This is a genomic window from Streptomyces sp. ADMS (assembly GCF_033441795.1).
In the GTDB taxonomy this organism is placed as follows: domain Bacteria; phylum Actinomycetota; class Actinomycetes; order Streptomycetales; family Streptomycetaceae; genus Streptomyces.
In genome coordinates, this window is the sequence record NZ_JAVFVX010000022.1 from 24,409 (window position 1) to 44,463 (window position 20,055).

General features: G+C 69.7%; 17 protein-coding genes and 2 pseudogenes. 8 read left to right on the forward strand and 11 right to left on the reverse strand.

Annotated elements, in window-relative coordinates; all coding sequences use genetic code 11:
- Positions 1–10: 10 nt before the first annotated feature.
- From RB628_RS12640 to RB628_RS12650, 3 genes are all read left to right on the forward strand, one after another.
- Positions 11–1,441, forward strand: coding sequence for a hypothetical protein (locus tag RB628_RS12640; protein WP_318320461.1), 1,431 nt, complete (start codon positions 11–13; stop codon positions 1,439–1,441).
- A 168-nt stretch (positions 1,442–1,609) separates the two neighbouring features.
- A complete protein-coding gene (locus RB628_RS12645; RefSeq protein ID WP_318320462.1) occupies positions 1,610–1,828 on the forward strand; it encodes a zinc ribbon domain-containing protein in 219 nt (72 codons plus the stop codon).
- Between the two features lie 58 nt (positions 1,829–1,886).
- Positions 1,887–2,630 (forward strand): DedA family protein, encoded by a 744-nt coding sequence (locus RB628_RS12650; protein WP_318320463.1) that lies wholly within the window; start codon positions 1,887–1,889, stop codon positions 2,628–2,630.
- Here RB628_RS12650 and RB628_RS12655 read toward each other — a convergent pair.
- The 3 genes from RB628_RS12655 to RB628_RS12665 form a co-directional block, all read right to left on the reverse strand.
- Entirely contained in the window at positions 2,521–3,363 is an 843-nt protein-coding gene (locus RB628_RS12655; protein WP_318320464.1) for an HAD family hydrolase, read from the reverse strand. The two genes, RB628_RS12650 and RB628_RS12655, sit on opposite strands and share 110 nt — an antisense overlap.
- A complete protein-coding gene (locus tag RB628_RS12660) occupies positions 3,360–5,843 on the reverse strand; it encodes a phosphoribosyltransferase (protein WP_318320465.1) in 2,484 nt (827 codons plus the stop codon). The genes RB628_RS12655 and RB628_RS12660 overlap by 4 nt, the downstream gene beginning before the upstream one ends.
- Before the next feature lie 71 nt (positions 5,844–5,914).
- Positions 5,915–7,087 (reverse strand): HpcH/HpaI aldolase/citrate lyase family protein, encoded by a 1,173-nt coding sequence (locus tag RB628_RS12665; RefSeq protein ID WP_318320466.1) that lies wholly within the window; start codon positions 7,085–7,087, stop codon positions 5,915–5,917.
- A gap of 194 nt (positions 7,088–7,281) precedes the next feature.
- Here RB628_RS12665 and RB628_RS12670 point away from each other — a divergent pair, with 194 nt between their 5' ends.
- Positions 7,282–8,025 carry a TerD family protein gene (locus tag RB628_RS12670; RefSeq protein ID WP_318320467.1) on the forward strand — a complete coding sequence of 248 codons (744 nt, stop codon included), beginning with the start codon at positions 7,282–7,284 and terminating at the stop codon, positions 8,023–8,025.
- Positions 8,026–8,166: 141 nt separating this feature from the next.
- On the opposite strand, the gene RB628_RS12675 is transcribed toward RB628_RS12670, so the two are convergent.
- The 6 genes from RB628_RS12675 to RB628_RS12700 all read right to left on the reverse strand — a co-directional run bounded on the left by RB628_RS12675 (position 8,167) and on the right by RB628_RS12700 (position 12,694).
- Positions 8,167–8,904, reverse strand: a complete 738-nt coding sequence (locus tag RB628_RS12675) for a Tellurium resistance (protein WP_318320468.1) — start codon at positions 8,902–8,904, stop codon at positions 8,167–8,169.
- A gap of 132 nt (positions 8,905–9,036) precedes the next feature.
- Positions 9,037–10,185, reverse strand: a complete 1,149-nt coding sequence (locus tag RB628_RS12680) for a DUF475 domain-containing protein (protein WP_318320469.1) — start codon at positions 10,183–10,185, stop codon at positions 9,037–9,039.
- 50 nt (positions 10,186–10,235) lie between these two features.
- Positions 10,236–10,811 carry a TerD family protein gene (locus RB628_RS12685; protein ID WP_318320470.1) on the reverse strand — a complete coding sequence of 192 codons (576 nt, stop codon included), beginning with the start codon at positions 10,809–10,811 and terminating at the stop codon, positions 10,236–10,238.
- A gap of 104 nt (positions 10,812–10,915) precedes the next feature.
- Positions 10,916–11,491 (reverse strand): TerD family protein, encoded by a 576-nt coding sequence (locus RB628_RS12690; RefSeq protein ID WP_318320471.1) that lies wholly within the window; start codon positions 11,489–11,491, stop codon positions 10,916–10,918.
- Positions 11,492–11,614: 123 nt separating this feature from the next.
- Positions 11,615–12,073, reverse strand: a complete 459-nt coding sequence (locus RB628_RS12695; RefSeq protein ID WP_318320472.1) for a peroxiredoxin — start codon at positions 12,071–12,073, stop codon at positions 11,615–11,617.
- A 183-nt stretch (positions 12,074–12,256) separates the two neighbouring features.
- Complete coding sequence (locus RB628_RS12700; RefSeq protein WP_318320473.1) at positions 12,257–12,694, reverse strand: DUF3052 domain-containing protein; 438 nt, start codon at positions 12,692–12,694, stop codon at positions 12,257–12,259.
- A 468-nt stretch (positions 12,695–13,162) separates the two neighbouring features.
- Here RB628_RS12700 and aceE point away from each other — a divergent pair, with 468 nt between their 5' ends.
- Both aceE and RB628_RS12710 read left to right on the forward strand, forming a co-directional pair.
- Complete coding sequence (gene aceE / locus RB628_RS12705; protein WP_318320474.1) at positions 13,163–15,910, forward strand: pyruvate dehydrogenase (acetyl-transferring), homodimeric type; 2,748 nt, start codon at positions 13,163–13,165, stop codon at positions 15,908–15,910.
- A gap of 115 nt (positions 15,911–16,025) precedes the next feature.
- Positions 16,026–16,781 carry a potassium channel family protein gene (locus RB628_RS12710; protein WP_318320475.1) on the forward strand — a complete coding sequence of 252 codons (756 nt, stop codon included), beginning with the start codon at positions 16,026–16,028 and terminating at the stop codon, positions 16,779–16,781.
- 22 nt (positions 16,782–16,803) lie between these two features.
- Here the strand turns inward: RB628_RS12710 and RB628_RS12715 are convergent.
- Positions 16,804–16,974: pseudogene (locus RB628_RS12715) on the reverse strand (small hydrophobic protein); the annotation flags it as partial.
- Between the two features lie 298 nt (positions 16,975–17,272).
- A pseudogene (locus RB628_RS12720) lies at positions 17,273–17,491 on the reverse strand (MFS transporter); the annotation flags it as partial.
- Positions 17,492–17,823: 332 nt separating this feature from the next.
- Here RB628_RS12720 and RB628_RS12725 point away from each other — a divergent pair.
- A complete protein-coding gene (locus RB628_RS12725; protein ID WP_318320476.1) occupies positions 17,824–19,068 on the forward strand; it encodes an alpha/beta hydrolase in 1,245 nt (414 codons plus the stop codon).
- A 67-nt stretch (positions 19,069–19,135) separates the two neighbouring features.
- Positions 19,136–19,984: a DUF4429 domain-containing protein gene (locus tag RB628_RS12730; RefSeq protein ID WP_318320477.1), complete on the forward strand. Its 849-nt coding sequence runs from the start codon at positions 19,136–19,138 to the stop codon at positions 19,982–19,984.
- Positions 19,985–20,055 lie beyond the last annotated feature (71 nt).

Genomic DNA, 20,055 nt, shown 5'->3' on the forward strand with positions numbered 1-20,055 from the left:
GGAGAGGGATGTGACGGCGACCACTTCTGAGCCGTACACGCCGATTGCGCCGCGCGCGCACCAGTCGTCCCGCCGTTCCCCGCACCGCCCACCCGAGGCCCGTCGCACCGGCGTGCGCGCCGCCGCCCGGGATGCGCTGACGCTCGTACTGCTGCCGTTGCCGCTGCTTCTCGTCCTGCCCGCCGCCTTCGCCGGCGGCGGTACACGGCGGTGGTTCGGCGGGCGGGCCGAGAGTCAGCGCGCCGAGGCGCAGGCCGCGAAGGACGCCGCTGCCGCCGCCTTCTACGAACTGGACACCGCCCAGCGGGATCTGCGGATCTCGATAGAGACGATCAAGGCTGTCGACGACACCCCCGCCGCCCGGCGCGCCGTCGCCGACTTCGAGAGGCTCGGGCACCGGATCGACGAGGCCAGCGGCCAGTACATCAACGCCGTCGACGCACACGATCTCGACCGCGACGACCTGGAGGCCTCGGCCGCCAACCAGGCCCGTTCCGAGCTGACCCGGGCCAAGGAGGAGCTGGGGCGGGTCAAGCAGGACCTGGACCGCTTCGCGGACGGGCTCGGGCCGCTGCTCGGCAAGGCCGAGACGCAGCTGGCCCGGCTCGCGCCTTCCGTGGAGCGCGCCCGCCAGGCCCTGCTGGCCGCCTCGAACGCCCTGGACACGGTACGGGCGTCGGGGCTGCGGGCGGACGACCTCGCCGCCCGGCTCGCCGCTCTCGGGCCCGAGCTGACGCGGCTCAACCAGGGCGCGGGGCAGCACGGCGTACCGGAGACGCTGGAGCGGGCGGACCGGGTCGCGCGTGAGGCGGAGGCGGTGCGGGCGGAGGCGGAGCGGCTGCCCGAGCGGGCTGCCGAGATCGACCATCGGCTGGTGTCGCTGCGTACCCGCGCGGAGGCGCTGACCACTCGGTCCGGGCAGGTGCAGCCGCTGCTGAGCGAGCTGCGGCGGCGGTTCTCGGCGGCGTGCTGGCAGGACCTCCAGCACATTCCGGAACAGGCCACGGACCACGTACGGCAGGCCGAGACCAGGCTCAGGGAGGCGCAGGCCGCCCGGGACGCCCAGCGCTGGCCGGACGCGACAGCTCTGCTGTCGACGGTGCGGGCGCTACTGAACACCACCGACGAGGCGGTGTCGGCGGCCGGAGAGCGGCTGCGGCAGCTGAACGCCGTGCAGAAGAACCCGCAGGGCGAGATCGACCGGACGCGCTTCGCGATCCGGGACGCGCAGCGGCTGGCCATGTCGGGGCGCAACACTCCGGACCCGCGGGACGCCCGCCCGCTGGACGACTCGGTGGCCCGCCTGGACCGCGCGATCGCCTCGCTGGAGGGCCGCCACCCCGACTACTGGCACTTCCTGACGGAGACGGAGGCAGTGCGCCACGCGGTGGCCGGTGTGGTGACGCGTATCCGCGAGGAGCGCGGGACGACCGCCCACTGAGCACACCCCCCTGTCGTGGCGGCCCGCCGCCTCGGCCCGGGTAGGGACCGGAGCGGCGTGACCGGAGCGATCAGGTGCGGCAGGCGTAGTAGTAGGTGTTCGGTATCGAAACCGCGGGGTCCGCGCCCGAACGACGGGGGGACCAGCACTGGGCACTAACCTGTCCCCATGCCTCGCTACGAGTACCGCTGCCGCACCTGCGGCGACACCTTCGAACTGAGCCGCCCGATGGCCGAGTCGGCCGCCCCCGCGGACTGCCCCTCCGGTCACGACGACACCGTGAAGCTCCTGTCGACGGTCGCCGTCGGCGGCTCGGCGTCCGCACCGGCGGCGGCGCCCCGGTCGGGCGGTGGCGGCGGTTGCTGCGGCGGGGGCTGCTGCGGCTGAGGGCCTGCCGGGAAGGCGGTTCAGGGTCCCTTCAGGTCGGTTTCCCTAGCGTGGCCGTATGACAGCCACGACGGCCGCACCCCAGTGGGTCACCGACCTCATGAACACGCTCGGCGCCCCCGGCGCGGGCCTCGCCATCGCGCTGGAGAACCTCTTCCCGCCGCTGCCGAGCGAGGTGATCCTGCCGCTGGCCGGTTTCGCGGCGAGCACCGGCCGGATGAGTCTGCTCGGCGCGCTGCTCTGGACCACGGCGGGCTCGGTCGTCGGTGCGCTCGCGCTGTACGGGGTCGGCGCGCTGCTCGGCCGCGACCGCACCGTCGCCATCGCCGCCCGGCTGCCGCTGGTCAGGGTGGCGGACATCGAGAAGACCGAGGCGTGGTTCCTGCGGCACGGCACGAAGGCGGTGTTCTTCGGGCGGATGATCCCCGTCTTCCGCAGCCTGGTCTCCGTGCCGGCAGGCGTCGAACGCATGCCCCTGACCGTGTTTCTCTGCCTCACCACCCTCGGCAGCGCCCTGTGGAACACCGCCTTCGTGTGCGCGGGATATCTGCTGGGCGACAACTGGGCCGAGGTCACGACCGTCGTCTCCGCGTACTCGAAGGTGGTGCTCGTCGGGGCCGCCCTGGCACTGGCCGCCTTCGTCGCCGTACGGGGCGTACGGCGACGGGCACAGGGAGGACGTGACCGGGCCTCTACCGGGTCGCCGGAGCCCCTGGATTCCCCCGGGCGTCACGCGTCTCACGCAGGAACTCCCGAAGGATCCTCTCCCCCGCCGCGACCCCCCGTTCGGGCAGCGCGTTGACCGTGTCCGCCGTCCACTCGGTTTCCGCCAGTTCGCCGTGGCCGGGCCGCCAGCCGCGGTCGGCGGCGAGGAGGAGGTCGGCGTCGAGGAGGGAGTCGCCGGCGGCCAGCGTGAGGGTGGCGCCGGTGCGGCGGGCGACCTCGCGCATGGCCGCGCTCTTGGTGAGCGGCTTCGGCACGGCGTAGATCTTGCGGCCCTGGAGGGAGACCGTCCAGCCGCGGACCTCCGCCCAGACCGCCAGTTCCTTCACCCACTCGTCGGGCAGCAGTTCGCGCTCGACGACGAGGTAGGCGAAGAAGTCCTCGGCGATACGGTGCTTGCGTACCCAGAGCGGGTCGGCGGTGGCGGCGAGATGGTCCCGGACCTCGTCCAGGGACGCGCACTCGTCCGCGAGCCTCGCCTGCACCCTGGCGTGCCAGTCCTCGTCGGCGACACCGTCGACGAGGATGTGGCCGCCGTTCGCGCAGATCGCGTACTTCGGTGCCGGGCCCGGCAGGTTGATGCGCAGGTACTGCTTGCGGGTCCGGGTCGTCGTCGGCACGAAGACGGCCGCGTCGCCGAGCTCGGTGAGCAGTCCGGCGGCCACCTCCGTCAGGTAGGACAGCGGCCGGCTCTCGTGCACCTCGACGCAGAGCAGCCGGGGCGCGCGGGCGTCCGGCATGGTCAGCGCGAGGGCCGCGGCGGAGTAGATGAGCGTACGGTCGAGATCGCTGGCGACAAGGACGGGACTCATACCGACACCGCCCGGCCGTCGGCGCCGGTCGCGCCCCGGGTGTACTTGGGGTGGATCAAACCCACGCAGGTGTACGGGAGTTCGGCCACCTCCTCGACGGGTACGCCCCGCTGCTCGGCGAGCAGGCGTACGTGGTCGAGGTCGGCGCCCGCTCCGGCGCGGGCCAGGATCTTCCAGGGGACGCGGCGCAGCAGCACCCGGGTGGTCTCACCGACGCCGGGCTTGACGAGGTTCACGTCGTGGATCTCGTACTCCTCGCTGATCCGCTCGACTGCCGCCCAGCCCTCCCACGTCGGGGAACGGTCGGCGGCGAGCAGTTCCTTGACCGAGGTGCCGACGGCGTCCGCGACCTCCGGAAAGCGGGCGGAGACGGCGTCGAGGAAGTCCACCGAGACGTCGGCGCCGGCGAGTTCGCGGTAGAACTTCGCGCCGTGGAAGTCGTTCGGCCCGACCAGGTCCGCGCGCAGGACGGTCCTCGAAATGAGCCCGGAAACCGTCGAGTTGAGGCAGGCGGAGGGGATGAGGAAGTCCTCGCGGGTGCCGTACGTACGGACGCAGGAGCCCGGGTCCGCCAGGACCGCGATCTCCGGGGCGAAGCCGGTGATGCCGTCGGATGCCTCGAACTCCTCGATGGCGTCGGCGAGTTCGCGGGTGATGGCACCCTTGCCGGTCCAGCCGTCGACGAACACCACGTCGGCGGGGTCGTGGTGGGCGGCCAGCCAGCGCAGCGCGTTGGCGTCGATGCCGCGACCCCGGACGATCGACACGGCGTAGTGGGGCAGTTCGAGCCCGTGACGGTGCTTGGCCCAGCGGCGCATGAGGGCGCCGACGGGCGTTCCGGCGCGGGCCAGCGAGACGAGCACCGGCCGCGGTGTGGGGGTCCCCCCGCGCTTTCGGCTGTGGGGGAGTTCGGCGAGCACCAACTCGGTCACCGCGCCCACGGCTTGGGCGATGCGGGCGGCGGAGGTGTCGAGGGCGGCGCGGAACAGCTCCTGGTACTGGTCGCTGGGCTGGTACTCGACCGGCAGCGACTCGGCGTAGTGGGCGCCGCCCGCCTGGATCGCCTCCTCGCGCTCCTCGGTGGGCGCCTCCAGGCTGACGTCCGAGAGATCCTGCAGCAGCCAGCCGACCTCGTCCGGTGGATACGAGGAGAACGCGGGTCCGCGGAGGGGCTCGGGCAGCATGCGGGGCCTTTCGGGTACGTGCGGAGGTGCGGGTACGTACGAGGGGAGGACGGCGAGCACGACGTTCGGGGTGTGTGCGGCGAGCGTGGCCAGCAGGCCGCCGGGGGCGTGCAGTTGCGGGGTGTCGGCGGCGGAGTCCACGACCGCGACGACGGCGTCGAAGCCGGCGCCGGCCACGTTGTAGGCGTAGCGCTCGCCATGGCCGTCGGCCGGGTCGTCGTGGGCCGGGAAGACGAGACGGCTACGGATCGCGTACCCCGGGTCGTCCACGGCGAGGACGGGTGAACGGGTGGTCGTCGAGAAGCGGACCTCGGCGCCCTCCGCCACCTGTTCCAGCTCGCGGGCGAGGCGCAGCGGGGCGTACATCAGCTCCTCGAAGCCGAGCACGAGGACGCGCCGGGCCGTGTCGGGCAGCGCGTCGGCGACCCGGGCGGCCATGGCGGGCAGCGCGCCCTCCAGGCGTATTCGGTGCCCGGGTGTGAACCCGTGCCGCCCGCCGTCCGGCAGCCGGGCGGGCCAGCGCAGCTCGACGCGGGACACCCGCCCCCCGGCTCCCTGCTGGACCGGCGCTGCGGCTCTCTCGTACCGCTCGACGAGCGCCTGACCCTTGGCGAGCACGCCCTCCGGCAGGCGAACCGTTCCGTCCGCCGCGCTGACCAGGTCGACGCGGGCGCCTATCTCGTCCGCGAACTCGTCCAGGCGGCCGGCGTCGGCGGCGGAGCGCATGTCGACGAGGGCGACTATGACGTACCGCTCGCGCGGATAGCGCTCGTGCAGGGCGCGGATGGTGTTGAGGACGGTGTTGCCGGTGGAGAACTCGTCGTCGACGAGGACCAGCGGGCCGGGGCCGGCCAGCAGCGCGGGGTTCTCCGGGAGGAGGAGGTGGGAGGTGGCGTGCGAGTGGGACTCCTCGAAGCCGCCCGCCGGGGCGACGCCGTCGACCGGGCGCCGGGTGGAGTGGAGGTAGGGCGCGAGGCCCACGCCGTCGGCGACGCAGTGGCCGAGCCCGGTGGCCGTCTCGGCGTACCCGAGGACGACGGCGCGCCGGGACTCGTCGGCGCCGAGCAGCTCGCGCACCCGCTTGCCGAGGGCGAAGCCGTGGCCGTAGACGACGGCGGGCGACTGCGGGACGTGCTTGCCGAGCACGTTGGACACCAGCAGGTGCGCCCGCCTGGGGTTGCGCCGCAGGGCGAGGCCGAGCAGCTCGCGCAGCTCGTCGTCGCCGACCAGCTCGACACCGAGCCGCTCGGCGACCCAGGTCCCGGACCAGACCCCGTTGTGCACAGCGTTGTTCATGAGTCCCTATGTGTGTTCGTCGGGGGTGCCAGGTCGGTCATGGCAGTCGTACAGGTGATCGAAGGCGGAGATCAGTCGGGGATACCGGCGGTGAGCAGCTCCACGAAGCCGATGTCCTCGTTGGCGACGCCGAAGACCTCGGCGCGCAGCAGTGTCCGCTCGGCCCAGGCCCGATGCGGCTTCACCTCGTTCATCTTGTTCGTGTACGCCGACCGCAGGACGCCTCCGCCGCCGCGCTCGGGCCGCAGGATGTCCTGGGCGTCGCTGAACTCCTCGTGGCTGACCACGGACAAGGTGTGTACGGGCAGCACGTGCGAGGGGTGGATGCAGGTCTTGCCGAGCAGACCGTTGGCCTGGTCGAGGCTGATCTCGCGGAGCAGCCCGTCCATGGCGTGCTCGATGAGTTTCTCACGCAGTTCCTCGGCCTGCCCCTCCAGGAAGGGGCTGCGGCGCAGCTGTGGCTTGAACATGCGCTCCTGGACCCGGAAGTACTCCCAGACGGGCCCGGTGACGGTGAAGCCGGTGCCGTCGGCCCGCCCCAGCATGTTGACGACGTCGGCGATGACGGAGGCGACGACGTGGACGTCGTACGCGGTCATGTCGGGGGCTCTGCGCAGCCCGTAGGAGGAGCAGAAGTCGGTGACGCCGAGGCGCAGGGCGAGGACGCGGTCGCGGTACTTGTCGACGGCGCGGGAGATGCCCTCCAGGGTTTCTACGCGCGTCTCCCGGTACATCAGCTCGGGGGATTCGAGCACGGGCATGCCGAAGAGACGGTGGCCGCTCGCGGCCTCGGCGCCGGCGAGGGCCTCCAGGAACGGCATCCCGCGTTCCTCGGTGAACTTGGGCATCACGAACCCGGACAGCAGCCGGACCGCGGACCCGAGGCGCTGTACGAGGTCGGGGATCTGCCCGGGCGTACGGACGCGGATGAACAGCAGTGGCAGCCCGGTGGCGGCGTCGGGGCGCTCGGCGAGCACGCCGAGCTCCCGCACCAGGTTCTCCTCGGCGTCCGTGACCTCCGAGTCGTCGATCGAGTCCTCCAGGCACAGCACCATCGAGACGACACCGCGGGAGACCTGCTTGACGATGGCGTCGGCGAGGCGCGGGCGGGTGGCCGGGCTGTACAGGGTGGCGCCCAGGGCGGCGGCGAGCAGCCGGGCCGGGGAGTCGGCGGTGAACTCGCACGGCTCCTGGTGGAACAGACGCTGCCGTACCTCAGGGGCGATGTGCCCGAAATGACGCATGAGACTCCCCCGTGGCGGCTGGACGGCCGGTCGAGTACTGATCAGGTGTCGGTCGAGTGTTGATGGTGGCCGGTAATAGTACGTAGGGATCCATGTCGCGGGTTCCCACTGGGAATGAAGTTCAGGTAACGCGGACATGCGGAATCGACGCCCCCGCGTTGTCGTGACCAGGACCGAGAGGGCAGGATGACCGCATGACGCACGCGATGCTGAAAGGGTCGAACGTCCCGCTCGAAGCCACGACGGTGCGCGCCGTGCTGCGCTGGACGCCGGGGCAGGGGGTTCCGGATGTCGACGCTTCGGCGCTGCTCCTCGGTCCCGACGGTCGTGTGCGCTCCGACGAGGACTTCGTCTTCTACAACCAGCCCCGCCACCCCTCGGGCAAGGTCTGGCGGCTCGGCAAGAAACGGGTGGCCGAGGGCCTGACCGACACGATCCAGACGGATCTGACCGGTGTCGAGTCAGGAGTCGGACAGATTCTGCTGGTCGCCTCGGCGGACGGCGTCGCCTTCGACCGCGTACGGTCGCTGCGCATCCTGCTGTACGACGGCACGGTCGCGGACGGCGAGCCGCTGGCGTACTTCGACGTCAAGCCGGAGACTGGCGAGGAAACGGCGCTGATCTGCGGCGAGCTGTACCGCCGCGGTGAGGGCTGGAAGTTCCGCGCGCTGGGCGAGGGCTACTCGAACGGCCTGGAGGGCCTGGCGACGGACTTCGGCATCTCGGTGGAGGACCCGCCGGCCGAGGAACCGTTTCCCGAGCCCACGGACACCCCGTCCGTGGACACCCCGTCCACGGACGCCTCGGCGGCCACGACGGTCCAGCACCCGCCCGCGCTCCCGACCCAGCCGGCGTACGGCTACCCGCAGCCGGTGGGAGCACCCCCGGGCCAGGACTTCGGCTTCCCGCCCCAGGGCCCGCAGTTCATCGGACGGTAGGGCGGACGCGCCCCTGCAGGGGGAGGCGGGGCTGTGACTCTGCGCGGCCCCCCGCCGCAGGGCGCGATCAACCGCACACAACCCGCACCCGCCACCGCGCGGAGCCCCCAGAGCTCCCAGGCGCCCCCGCCCGGACCAGGGTCAGCGCTCGGCCTTTGTCTTGTAGCCCCGCCCCCACTGCAGTCCCCACCCGTACAACCGGTCGAGCTCCGCCTGGAACCCGTAGACGAACTTCACTTCCCGCCGCACGATCAGCTCGTTCTTCACGTTCTCGATCATCACTACCGCACATGACCGCGCCTGAGAGTGCCGTTCGTCCAGCCCTATCTCGATACGGGGCCCATTGCTGGGGTAAAGAGTCACGATCGCGTGGGTCCGTTCGAACGCCGGCGTCTGGTCGTAGATGTACACGAACACCAGAAGCCTCTTGATCTCGTCCCGGTGATCAAGATTGACGTACGCCGTCTCGCCGGACGCCGACCCGAACCGGTCGTCCCCGCTCAGCTTCACGTACGGCGGCGCGTTCGTCTCTCCGAGAAAACCCCCCAGGGGCTGTACAACCCCCTTCGTTCCGTCGGCCAGCTCGTACAGGATGCCCAGGTCCAGGTCGACGTTCACCATGCTCCGGGTGTGGCCCTGGACCTCCTCCGGCTTCAGGGCCTGGAACGGGTGCCGCCACAGGCTCTGGCGTTTGGGGCCGCCGATGTCCGACGTGCGCATCCGCCAGGACAGGTTGATGCGCAGATGCCCGGTCGCGGCGCCCTGCCTGGTGAGCGAGACCCGCTGGTGCCGCTTGGTCAGCTCGATGGAGTTGCTTGCCGCGTTGCCGGCGTCGAACTCCATCGACCGGCCGCGCCACAGGTCGTCCCAGAAACTCATCCCGTCCCCACCCGTCCCGCCCCGCGAATCCGTCAGTGCCGTCGGTTCCACTGTCCGCAATGCCGCGGGGCGGCCGACGAGGACGATTCCTCGTAGCCGCCCCGCTCAGAGCGTTCCTCACACCGGAGGTTGTCACACCCCTGACGAGACCTCAGTCTTCTCGTCCGAGCCCGACGCTTTTCCCTCTGCCGCTGCCAGCGCCTTGTTGCGGCGCACGGAGGACCAGAAGGACCAGCCGATCAGGACGACACCGACGAGGCCGGTGATGACCTCGTGGATCTCGTACTGGATGGTGATGAGCAGGATGGCGGCGAGGGCGCCGATCGCGTAGTGCGCGCCGTGCTCCAGGTAGACGTAGTCGTCGAGGGTGCCCTGGCGCACGAGGTAGACGGTCAGCGAACGGACGTACATCGCGCCGATACCGAGACCCAGCGCCATCAGCACGATGTCGTTGGTGACGGCGAACGCGCCGATGACACCGTCGAAGGAGAAGGACGCGTCGAGGACTTCGAGGTACAGGAACATGAAGAACGCGGCCTGGCCGGCGAGGACGATGGCCGGCTTCTTCCTGCCGGTGCGCGCGGCCTCTTCCTCGGCCTCGTGCTCGCGCTCCTCCTCTTCCTCGAGTTTGCCCTCGAAGTAGCCGGAGAGACCACCGACGATCATGTACGTGATCAGACCGGCGATGCCGGAGATGAGGACCGTCTGTGCCTTGTCGACGTGTGCGCCGCCGTGCTGGTGGGCGTTGGTCGCGAAGGTCATCGCGGAGATCATGAGCACGATGAGGGCGACGCAGACCGACAGCATGTCGACCTTGCCGAGCTTGGAGAGCGGGCGCTCCAGCCAGCCGAGCCACTTGATGTCACGGTCCTCGAAGATGAAGTCGAGGAAGATCATCAGCAGGAACATGCCACCGAAGGCGGCGATCGACGGGTGGGCGTCGGTGACCAGTTCCTGGTAGCGGTCCTTGTTGTTGAGCGCGAGATCGACCGCGTCGATCGGACCGATCTTGGCACTGACGGCCACGATCACGACGGGGAAGACGAGCCGCATACCGAAGACGGCGATGAGGATACCGATGGTGAGGAAGATCTTCTGCCAGAAGGCACTCATCTTCTTCAGGATTCCGGCGTTGACCACCGCGTTGTCGAAGGACAGCGAGATCTCGAGGATGGAGAGGATCGCCACGACACCGAAGCCGGTCCACCCTCCGTAGAAGGCCGCCGCGACCAGGCCGAGCGCGGTGACCGCGAACGACCAGCCGAAGGTTTTCAGAATCACTGGCTACCCAATCGTGTGTTCACGGGTCTCCCCCGCTGCCGTACCCGGCTTTACGAAACGTTGACTCCGAAGTCTAGAGCGATGCCCCGGAGACCCGACGCGTACCCCTGACCAACTGCACGGAACTTCCACTCGCCCTGATAGCGGTACAACTCCCCGAAGATCATCGCAGTCTCCGTCGAGGCGTCCTCACTCAGGTCATAGCGCGCCAGTTCCTGGCCGTCGGCCTGGTTGACGACCCGGATGAAGGCGTTGCTGACCTGGCCGAAGGTCTGGCCGCGGTTGTCGGCGTCGTGGATCGACACCGGAAAGATGATCTTGTCGCAGGCGGCCGGCACCGTGGGAAGGTCGACGATCAGCGACTCGTCGTCGCCGTCGCCCTCACCTGTGAGGTTGTCGCCGGTGTGCTCGACCGAGCCGTCCGGGCTCTTGAGCTGGTTGTAGAAGACGAACCACTCGTCGCCCAGCACCCGCCCGCCCCCGCACAGCAGCGCGCTGGCGTCGAGGTCGAACGGCGCGCCGGTGGTGGAACGCGCGTCCCAGCCGAGCCCGATCAACACCTGAGTGAGATTCGGTGCGGCTTTGGAGAGGGAGACATTGCCCCCCTTGGCAAGCGTGACGCCCATGATGCTGGTCCTCCCCGAGGTGAAACCTTGCGATCGCGTAACTGAGCGCGTCCGGCGCCGCACCGGGAGTGCGACGCCGGACGACGTGGCCGGAGGGAACCGGATCAGACGTTCACGCCGAAGTCCTGCGCGATACCGCGCAGGCCGGACGCGTATCCCTGGCCGATGGCGCGGAACTTCCACTCCGCGCCGTGCCGGTACAGCTCACCGAAGACCATGGCGGTCTCCGTCGAGGCGTCCTCGGAGAGGTCGTAGCGCGCGAGCTCCGCCTCGCCCGCCTGGTTCACGACGCGGATGAACGCGTTGCGCACCTGACCGAAGGACTGCTGACGGTTCTCGGCGTCGTAGATCGAGACCGGGAACACGATCTTGTCGATGTCGGCCGGGACCGCCGCGAGGTTGACCTTGATCTGCTCGTCGTCACCCTCGCCCTCACCGGTGGTGTTGTCACCGGTGTGCTCGACCGAGCCGTCCGGGCTCTTGAGGTTGTTGAAGAACACGAAGTTGGCGTCGGAACTGACCTTGCCGTCGGCTTTCGTCAGGATCGCGCTGGCGTCGAGGTCGAAGTCGGTCCCGGTGGTGGTGCGGATGTCCCACCCCAGACCGATGATGACCGCGGTCAGGCCCGGGGCCTCCTTGGTCAGCGATACGTTGCCGCCCTTGCTGAGGCTGACTCCCACGAGTCCTCCATTGGTGTCTCGTCTGCTGCCGGGGGCGGTGTGCCCCGTCGTGCGCCGGTATCGGATCAACGTGTTGATCCTAGTAACGGGTTCCCGTCCCCCGCAGGGCCTGGAACCGAAGAATCACAGGGTGTCGAGGGCCTTCACGTACTCGTTCAGGTCACGCGCGTCCGGCAGGCCGTTGACGACGGTCCACCGCACGACGCCCTCCTTGTCGATGACGAAGGTCCCGCGCACCGCACAGCCCTTGTCCTCGTCGAAGACGCCGTACGCGCGCGAGATGTTGCCGTGCGGCCAGAAGTCGGACAGCAGGGGGTAGTCGAAGCCCTCCTGCTCGGCGAAGACGCGCAGGGTGTGGATGGAGTCGTTGGAGACGGCGAGCACCTGGGTGTCGCGGTCGGAGAACCTCGGCAGATTGTCCCGGAGGTCGCACAGCTCGCCGGTGCACACGCCGGTGAAGGCGAAGGGATAGAAGAGCAGCACCACGTTCTTCGCGCCGCGGAGGTCCGAGAGCCGTACGGTGGCGCCGTGGTTGTCCCTGAGCTCGAAGTCCGGGGCCTTGTCGCCGACCTCGATCGCCATGATCCTGCATCCCTTCGGTGGGCTGTTCGGGTGAGAACACCCTAGTGAGCGCCGACCATAAGGCGACGGACGGGCCGGAGTGATCCGGCCCGTCCGGCGTTCGAGGACGAGGCCGTTCAGGCCGATCGGGGGTCTGGGGGCGCAACCCCCGGTAGACGCCCGCACCGGCGAACGGTCACTTGCTTACTTCTTGGACTTCGCTGCCTTGGGTGTCGCCAGACGACTCCCACTCCAGTCCTTGCCCACACTGACGCTCTTCGTCGCCGACAGACCCGCCGTCGTCGCGGCTTCAGAGATGTCGCTCGGCTCCACGTAGCCGTCACGGCCCGTCTTGGGCGTGAGGAGCAGGATCGCGCCGCCTTCTTCGATGTACGCGGTGGCGTCCACCAGCGAATCGGTCAGGTCGCCGTCCTCGTCGCGGAACCACAGCACCACGGCATCTGCGACGTCGTCGTACTCCTCGTCCACGAGATCGCTGCCGATGACTTCCTCAATGGCCTCGCGGAGCTCCTGGTCGACGTCGTCGTCGTAGCCGATCTCCTGGACCACCTGCTCGGGCTGGAACCCCAGCCTTGCGGCAGGGTTAGTCCGCTCCTCCGCGTGGTCCGCGGTCGCGCTCACGGGTTGCCTCCTGATCATGTTCGAGAAATGTCCAGCCACGCGCGTGCGCGAAGCATTGGCCGTAGTCCACACGGGCGGGGCGGATCGCGCAAGTACCCGGCCGTTCAGACCGCCGAAACGGTGACGATCCTGGCGGTGTCGCCGCAACTTCAGACAGCGGTTCCCGGGAACAAGTGACCCACGACACACCATTCTGCCCGCTTTGCGGTTTTGCTGCTCCCGAGTGACTCCCGAACCTCTCACACAAACGTGCTGGATCCGAATCGCTTTACGGAACACGTCACGGACTGGGCGTATCGTTGCGATTTGGCTGCGGCCACCCCTCGCAGCGCCCTCCACCGGGGCTACCTCTGAGTAGAGGTGACGTACCCGGCCCCGGGGTACACGATGGGGAGCAGTGCATCCCAGCCCCAGGGCAGGCCCCGTGCGTGCCCCGGATCAAGCCCCCCCCGAGAGTGAAGGAACAGCGTGGCTTCCGGATCAGATCGCAACCCGATCATCATTGGCGGCCTTCCGAGTCAGGTTCCTGACTTCGATCCCGAAGAGACCCAGGAGTGGCTCGACTCCCTCGACGCCGCCGTTGACGAGCGCGGCCGGGAGCGGGCCCGCTATCTGATGCTGCGGCTGATCGAGCGTGCCCGCGAGAAGCGCGTGGCCGTGCCCGAGATGCGGAGCACGGACTACGTAAACACGATCGCGACGAAGGACGAGCCATTCTTCCCCGGCAACGAGGAGATCGAGCGCCGCATCCTCAACGCGACCCGGTGGAACGCGGCCGTGATGGTCTCGCGCGCCCAGCGGCCCGGGATCGGCGTCGGCGGCCACATCGCGACCTTCGCCTCCTCCGCCTCCCTCTACGACGTGGGCTTCAACCACTTCTTCCGGGGCAAGGACGAGGGCGACGGCGGCGACCAGATCTTCTTCCAGGGCCACGCCTCACCCGGTATCTACGCCCGCGCGTTCCTCCTCGACCGGCTCAGCGAGCAGCAGCTCGACGCGTTCCGCCAGGAGAAGTCGAAGGCGCCGTACGGGCTGTCCTCGTACCCGCACCCGCGGCTGATGCCTGACTTCTGGGAGTTCCCGACCGTCTCGATGGGCCTCGGTCCGCTCGGCGCGATCTTCCAGGCCCGGATGAACCGCTACATGGAGGCGCGCGGGATCGCGGACACCTCCAAGTCGCACGTGTGGGCGTTCCTCGGTGACGGTGAGATGGACGAGCCGGAGTCGCTCGGCCAGCTGTCGATCGCCGCCCGCGAGGGCCTCGACAACCTGACCTTCGTCGTCAACTGCAACCTGCAGCGGCTCGACGGCCCGGTGCGCGGCAACGGCAAGATCATCCAGGAGCTGGAGTCACAGTTCCGGGGCGCCGGCTGGAACGTCGTCAAGCTGGTGTGGGACCGGAGCTGGGACCCGCTGCTCGCGCAGGACCGGGACGGTGTGCTCGTCAACAAGATGAACACGACCCCCGACGGTCAGTTCCAGACGTACGCCACCGAGACGGGCGCGTACATCCGCGACCACTTCTTCGGTGACGACACCCGGCTGCGCGCGATGGTCGAGGGCATGACCGACGACCAGGTCCTGCATCTGGGGCGCGGTGGCCACGACCACCGGAAGATCTTCGCGGCGTTCGCGGCGGCCAAGGCGCACAAGGGCCAGCCGACCGTCATCCTCGCCAAGACCGTCAAGGGCTGGACGCTCGGACCCAACTTCGAGGGCCGCAACGCCACGCACCAGATGAAGAAGCTGACGGTCGCCGACCTCAAGGGCTTCCGCGACCGGCTCCATCTGCCGATCTCCGACAAGGAGCTGGAGGGCGGCGCGCCGCCGTACTTCCACCCGGGCCGGAACTCGGAAGAGATCCAGTACATGCACGACCGCCGCAACTCGCTCGGCGGTTACGTCCCGACCCGCGTCGTCCGGGCCAAGCCACTGGCCCTGCCGGAGGAGAAGACGTACGCGAGTGTGAAGAAGGGGTCTGGTCAGCAGTCGATCGCCACGACCATGGCGTTCGTCCGGCTGCTCAAGGACCTCATGCGGGACAAGGAGATCGGCAAGCGCTTCGTGCTGATCGCGCCGGACGAGTACCGCACCTTCGGTATGGACTCCTTCTTCCCGAGCGCGAAGATCTACAACCCGCTCGGCCAGCAGTACGAGTCGGTCGACCGCGAGCTGCTCCTCGCCTACAAGGAGTCGCCGACCGGCCAGATGCTGCACGACGGCATCTCGGAGGCGGGCTGCACCGCCTCGCTGATCGCCGCAGGCTCGGCCTACGCGACGCACGGCGAGCCGCTGATCCCGGTGTACGTCTTCTACTCGATGTTCGGTTTCCAGCGCACCGGCGACCAGTTCTGGCAGATGGCCGACCAGTTGGCGCGCGGTTTCGTCCTGGGTGCGACCGCCGGTCGCACGACACTGACCGGCGAGGGTCTGCAGCACGCCGACGGCCACTCGCAGCTGCTCGCCTCGACGAACCCGGGCTGTGTGGCGTACGACCCGGCGTACTCGTACGAGATCGCGCACATCGTGCAGGACGGTCTGCGCCGGATGTACGGGGAGTCCGCCGACGGCAAAGTGGGTGAGGACGTCTTCTACTACCTCACTGTCTACAACGAGCCGATCCAGCACCCGGCAGAGCCCGAGAACGTCGATGCCGACGGCATCCTCAAGGGCATCCACCGCGTGGGCGAAGGGACTTCGGGGACCATCCCGGCCCAGGTCATCGCGTCCGGTGTCGCGGTGCCGTGGGCGCTGGAGGCCCAGCGGATCCTCGCCGAGGAGTGGAACGTACGGGCGGACGTCTGGTCGGCGACCTCCTGGAACGAGCTGCGGCGCGAGGCGGTCGCGGTGGAGCAGCACAACCTGCTGCACCCGGAGGAGGAGCAGCGCGTCCCCTATGTGACACGGAAGCTCAGCGCGGCCGAGGGTCCGTTCGTGGCCGTGTCCGACTGGATGCGTTCGGTTCCGGACCAGATCTCGCGCTGGGTGCCGGGGACCTACCAGTCGCTGGGCGCGGACGGCTTCGGCTTCGCTGACACCCGGGGTGCGGCGCGGCGGTTCTTCCACATCGACGCGCAGTCGATCGTGGTGGCCGTGCTGACCGAGCTGGCCAGGGAGGGCAAGGTGGACCGCTCGGTGCTGAAGCAGGCGATCGACCGGTACCAGCTGCTCGACGTGGCGTCGGCGGACCCGGGCGCCGCGGGCGGCGACGCGTAGGCACTCCGCCGGGCGGGCGGTCATCAGGTACTTGGCCGTCCGCGGGTCGCGGGGAGCTGGTCGCGCAGCACCCCGCGGCCCTGTGGGTCGCTCCGGAGCACCTACGATGCGGGGCATGAAGGAACCATCGGCACAGGCCCGTTGGGCAAGGCACACCCAACGGCCCCTGATGGCGCTCGCGGTCGTCTTCGCCGTCGCCTACGCGGTGCCGATCGTGTACGGTTCCGCGAGCCGGTCCGTGTCGATCGCGTGCACGATCGCGGAGTGGGCGGTGTGGGGCGCGTTCGCCGTCGACTACCTCGTGCGGGTCGCTCTCGCCGAACATCGCCGGGACTACGTACGACGGCACTGGCTGGACCTGTTCGCCGTACTGCTGCCGCTGCTCCAGCCGCTCAGGCTGCTGCGGATCGTCTCCACACTGCTGCTGGTGGGCCGGCGGGCCCAGATGGCGTCCCAGGTACGGCTGACGACGTACGTCGGCGGGGCCGTGGTGGGACTGCTGATGTTCGGTTCGCTGGCCGTGCTGTCGGTGGAACGCGAGTCACCGGACGGGAACATCCGAACGCTGGATGACGCGCTGTGGTGGTCGTTCACCACGATGACGACAGTGGGGTACGGGGACCACGCGCCGACGACCGGAGTGGGCCGCGTCCTGGCGGTCGGACTGATGCTGTCCGGGATCGCGCTGCTCGGCCTCGTCACCGCGAACATCGCCGCCTGGTTCATCTCCCGGTTCGAGATGGACGACGTGGAGGAACGGCGCCAGACGGCGGCGATCGCGGCACTGACGGACGAGGTACGGGCGCTGCGGGCGGAGGTGACCGCCCTCACCGTCACGAGGGAACGGGTCGGTGAGGAGCAGCCCCGTTAGGAGGCCCGCGCCAGACGGACGCTCAGAAGAAGCCGGTCGTCGGGCCTGTGGCGCTCGCCAGCCAGATGATGGCCAGGAGAGTGTCGATCGCGCCCAGGATCACGGCCACCAGGGCCGGTATCGGGTGCGGGCCCTTCCAGCTGCGGCCCATCGCCGGCCAGCCGCAGACGATGGCCACGGGGCCCAGGACGATATGGCTGCGCCCGAGCCGGAATCGGCTTTCCGCGGCTCACCGAGCCGATCGCCGCACCGCTGGAGACCCTTCCCGCCCTTTCGGCGGGCCCGCCGGCGCGCTGTCCCCCTCCGGCAGCGCGCCGCGGCCCGGCCGTCCTCCCAGGTCGTACGAGCCATGTCGTACAGGCCATGTCGTGCGGAGGACTTGACTAACTGTGACCTGTCCCGTGTCCCGAAGGGGAGGAATCTTTAGCGGAGTCACCCTGATAGGGGAACTCCGCCGCCCAGGCCATAGATATATGCGCGATATACGCGCCTCACATGTTCGCGGCGCCCGCGCCCGCCTCCGCGTTCTCGCCGCGCCTCGTCAGCAGCGCGACCAGGACCGCGACCCCGGCGGCGACCGGACCGGCCGGGCTCATGCCGGAGATGAACGTGTCGTGGGCGACCTCCGTCATCTGCGCGACGAGCGTCTCCGGGGTGAGCGGCGGAAGGCCCGCGGCCGTCCAGTTGCCCGCGAGGTCACTGTCGGCTCTCGGGTCAGGACACCGCCAGACAACCGTCTCCTCGTCCGTCCTCAGGGAGGACGGCTTCACAGAGGCAAGCGCCACGCACACGCGCCACTCCGCCGAGACGGAGGAGGCGATGGCGCGGCTGATCGCTGAGCGTGAGGGTGGGGACGTGGACGGCGACCTCCAACCGCAGGTCGTGCCGGACCTGTTCGGTGGGCTGATGCGGCCGACGAGACGGCGATGACGCCTCGTACCGGCGTGCGTACGGAGTGGCATACCCAGCGTCAGTTATCGAAACGTGATCCCCGTCACTCGGCCAACGCGAGACCCTCTCGTTCTCCTAGTGTGTCCTTTCAGTGACTTCCTTCGACACCTCCCCGCAACTGAACGTCTGGCGCGCTCTGCTGGCGCTGGCCGTGGTCTTCGTGATGCTCGCGACGACCGGCTGGACCGCGGTCCGCAGCCATCGCACCCCTTCGCCGCTCCAGGCGTCGCTCTCCGCGTGGGACGACGGACGGATCGGAGGCCGCTCGCTGCCCGACCCGGACGGGACGCCCGGCCGGCTGACCCGGTTCTTCGCCTCGCTCACCGCCCACCAGCGCGACCGGCTCGTCCGGCGCTACCCGCTGGCGGTCGGCAACATGAACGGCGTGCCCGTCGCGCTGCGCTACCGCGCCAACCACATCGCGCTGCGCACGGCCCGCGAGGCCGAGCGGGTGCGTATGCACGACAACCGGCTCTCGTCCGTCGGCCAGCACGAGGCGGGGCGCCGGATGCACCGCTACGACGACCTGCTGGAGAAGGGCCGCCAGATCCTCTCCTTCGACCCCGAGGGCTCGGGCCGCGTCGCCGAGGTCTTCGGCGACCTCGTCACGGCGCAGCGCGTCTCGGTCGTGGTCCCGGGCGTGGACACCGACGTCCTCACCTTCCAGCGCACCAACCGCAGGTACTCGGCGCCCGTCGGCATGGCCTCGGCGCTGTACCGCGCGGAGTGGGAGGCGAGTCCCACGACCCGTACGGCCGTGATCGCGTGGGCCGACTACACCGCGCCCAGCGGGCTCGGCATGGACGCGGCGACGGCGATGCGCGCGGAGTCGGGGGCGGTGCGGCTGAACAGGCTGGTGCGTGGTCTGCCCGGCCGGGCGTCGGTCGCCCTGTACTGCCACAGCTACGGTTCGGTGGTGTGCGGGGTCGCCGCGCGCACGCTGCCGCGCCGGGTGACCGACATCGCGGTGGCCGGCAGCCCCGGTATGCGGGCCGAGAACTCCGCTCAGCTGCGCACCTCCGCCCGGGTGTGGGCGATGCGGGACGCCGACGACTGGATCCAGGACGTGCCGTACCTGGAGGTCGGCGGCCTGGGACACGGCGCCGATCCGGTGTCGTCGGCGTTCGGCGCGCGGGTGCTGTCCGCGCGGGGCGCGAAGGGACACGGCGGCTATTTCGAGCCGGGTACGGAGAGTCTGCACAACTTCGCGGAGATCGGCGTCGGCGCGTATCGCGCTGTGCGGTGCGCTCAGCGGGTTCCCAAGGATCAGCAGGACCGCAAGGATGACGTGTGTCTGAAGGGTTTGTCCGACGGGGCGATGGCCGGACGCGCGTAGAGAACGCAGAAATCACGGTGTGCCCGGGGAGGGGACTATGAAGCTCGCGCCACATACGATGAGCCGCATGGGTGACGTACTGGCCGGATTTCATGCCGCCTGGGAGTTCGATTCCGACTCCGTGCTCATCCGCTTCGAACGGGGCCTGCGCACGCCGAAGCTGTTCCAGGCGCTCGGCGAACGCCGTATCCCCCTTGAGGCGATCGCGGGTGTGACGCTCACTCCGGGCAAGCGCGGCACGGTGGTCCTGCGTGCCGAACCCCGTCCGGGCGCCGACCCGTTGATGGAGGCGGCCGACGGCCAGCTGAAGGAGGGCTGCGACCCGTACCGGCTGGTGCTGCCGGCCGAGCGGGAGACGCTCGCCGAGTACTACGCGGACGAGCTGCGGGCCCAGCTGACCCAGCAGGGGCCTGCTGAAAGGTTTTTGGTGGCTGCGCCCGAGGTGCCGCGGGCGTTCAAGGCGTACGACGCGAAGGCGTCCTTCGACGGGCGGGCCGTGTCCTTCCGCTGGTTCTGGACAGGCGCGTCGTCGGCGAAGTGGAAGGCCGGCGACCAGACGTTTCCGGTCGCCGACCTGAGCGGAGTGGAGTGGCGGTCGCCCGAGGTGTTCGAGGGGCATCTGCGGTTGGTGCGGCGGGCGGAGTCCTCCGTCACTCCGGTCGACCAGGACCCCGCCTCGGTGGTGTTCGGGCTGGGGTACGGGCCTGTGCATGAGTCGTTGCCGTTCGCGGCGGCGGTACTGGCGGCGGTGCGGCGTTCCTCCGGAGGTCCGGCGGCGATCAGTGCGAACCCCGGTCGGCGTGCTCCCGGGGATGTCGCTGAACGGATTCGGCATCTCGGTGAGCTGCACGAGGCCGGGTTGGTGACCGACGAGGAGTTCTCGGCGAAGAAGGCTGAGTTGCTGGCAGAGCTGTAACACCTGCCCGGGGGGGGCGGCTGCGGGGGCTTCCGCGCTGCGGGCCGGATACGGCATGTCACGCCCCCGCG

Excerpts from the sequence above, each read along its gene's own strand:
- RB628_RS12645 (WP_318320462.1), top strand. The coding sequence starts at position 1,610 with ATGCCTCGCTACGAGTACCGCTGCCGCACCTGCGGCGACACCTTCGAA.
- RB628_RS12650 (WP_318320463.1), top strand. The coding sequence starts at position 1,887 with ATGACAGCCACGACGGCCGCACCCCAGTGGGTCACCGACCTCATGAAC.
- RB628_RS12655 (WP_318320464.1), bottom strand. The coding sequence starts at position 3,363 with ATGAGTCCCGTCCTTGTCGCCAGCGATCTCGACCGTACGCTCATCTAC.
- RB628_RS12660 (WP_318320465.1), bottom strand. The coding sequence starts at position 5,843 with ATGAACAACGCTGTGCACAACGGGGTCTGGTCCGGGACCTGGGTCGCC.
- RB628_RS12665 (WP_318320466.1), bottom strand. The coding sequence starts at position 7,087 with ATGCGTCATTTCGGGCACATCGCCCCTGAGGTACGGCAGCGTCTGTTC.
- RB628_RS12670 (WP_318320467.1), top strand. The coding sequence starts at position 7,282 with ATGACGCACGCGATGCTGAAAGGGTCGAACGTCCCGCTCGAAGCCACG.
- RB628_RS12675 (WP_318320468.1), bottom strand. The coding sequence starts at position 8,904 with ATGAGTTTCTGGGACGACCTGTGGCGCGGCCGGTCGATGGAGTTCGAC.
- RB628_RS12685 (WP_318320470.1), bottom strand. The coding sequence starts at position 10,811 with ATGGGCGTCACGCTTGCCAAGGGGGGCAATGTCTCCCTCTCCAAAGCC.
- RB628_RS12695 (WP_318320472.1), bottom strand. The coding sequence starts at position 12,073 with ATGGCGATCGAGGTCGGCGACAAGGCCCCGGACTTCGAGCTCAGGGAC.
- RB628_RS12710 (WP_318320475.1), top strand. The coding sequence starts at position 16,026 with ATGAAGGAACCATCGGCACAGGCCCGTTGGGCAAGGCACACCCAACGG.
- RB628_RS12730 (WP_318320477.1), top strand. The coding sequence starts at position 19,136 with ATGGGTGACGTACTGGCCGGATTTCATGCCGCCTGGGAGTTCGATTCC.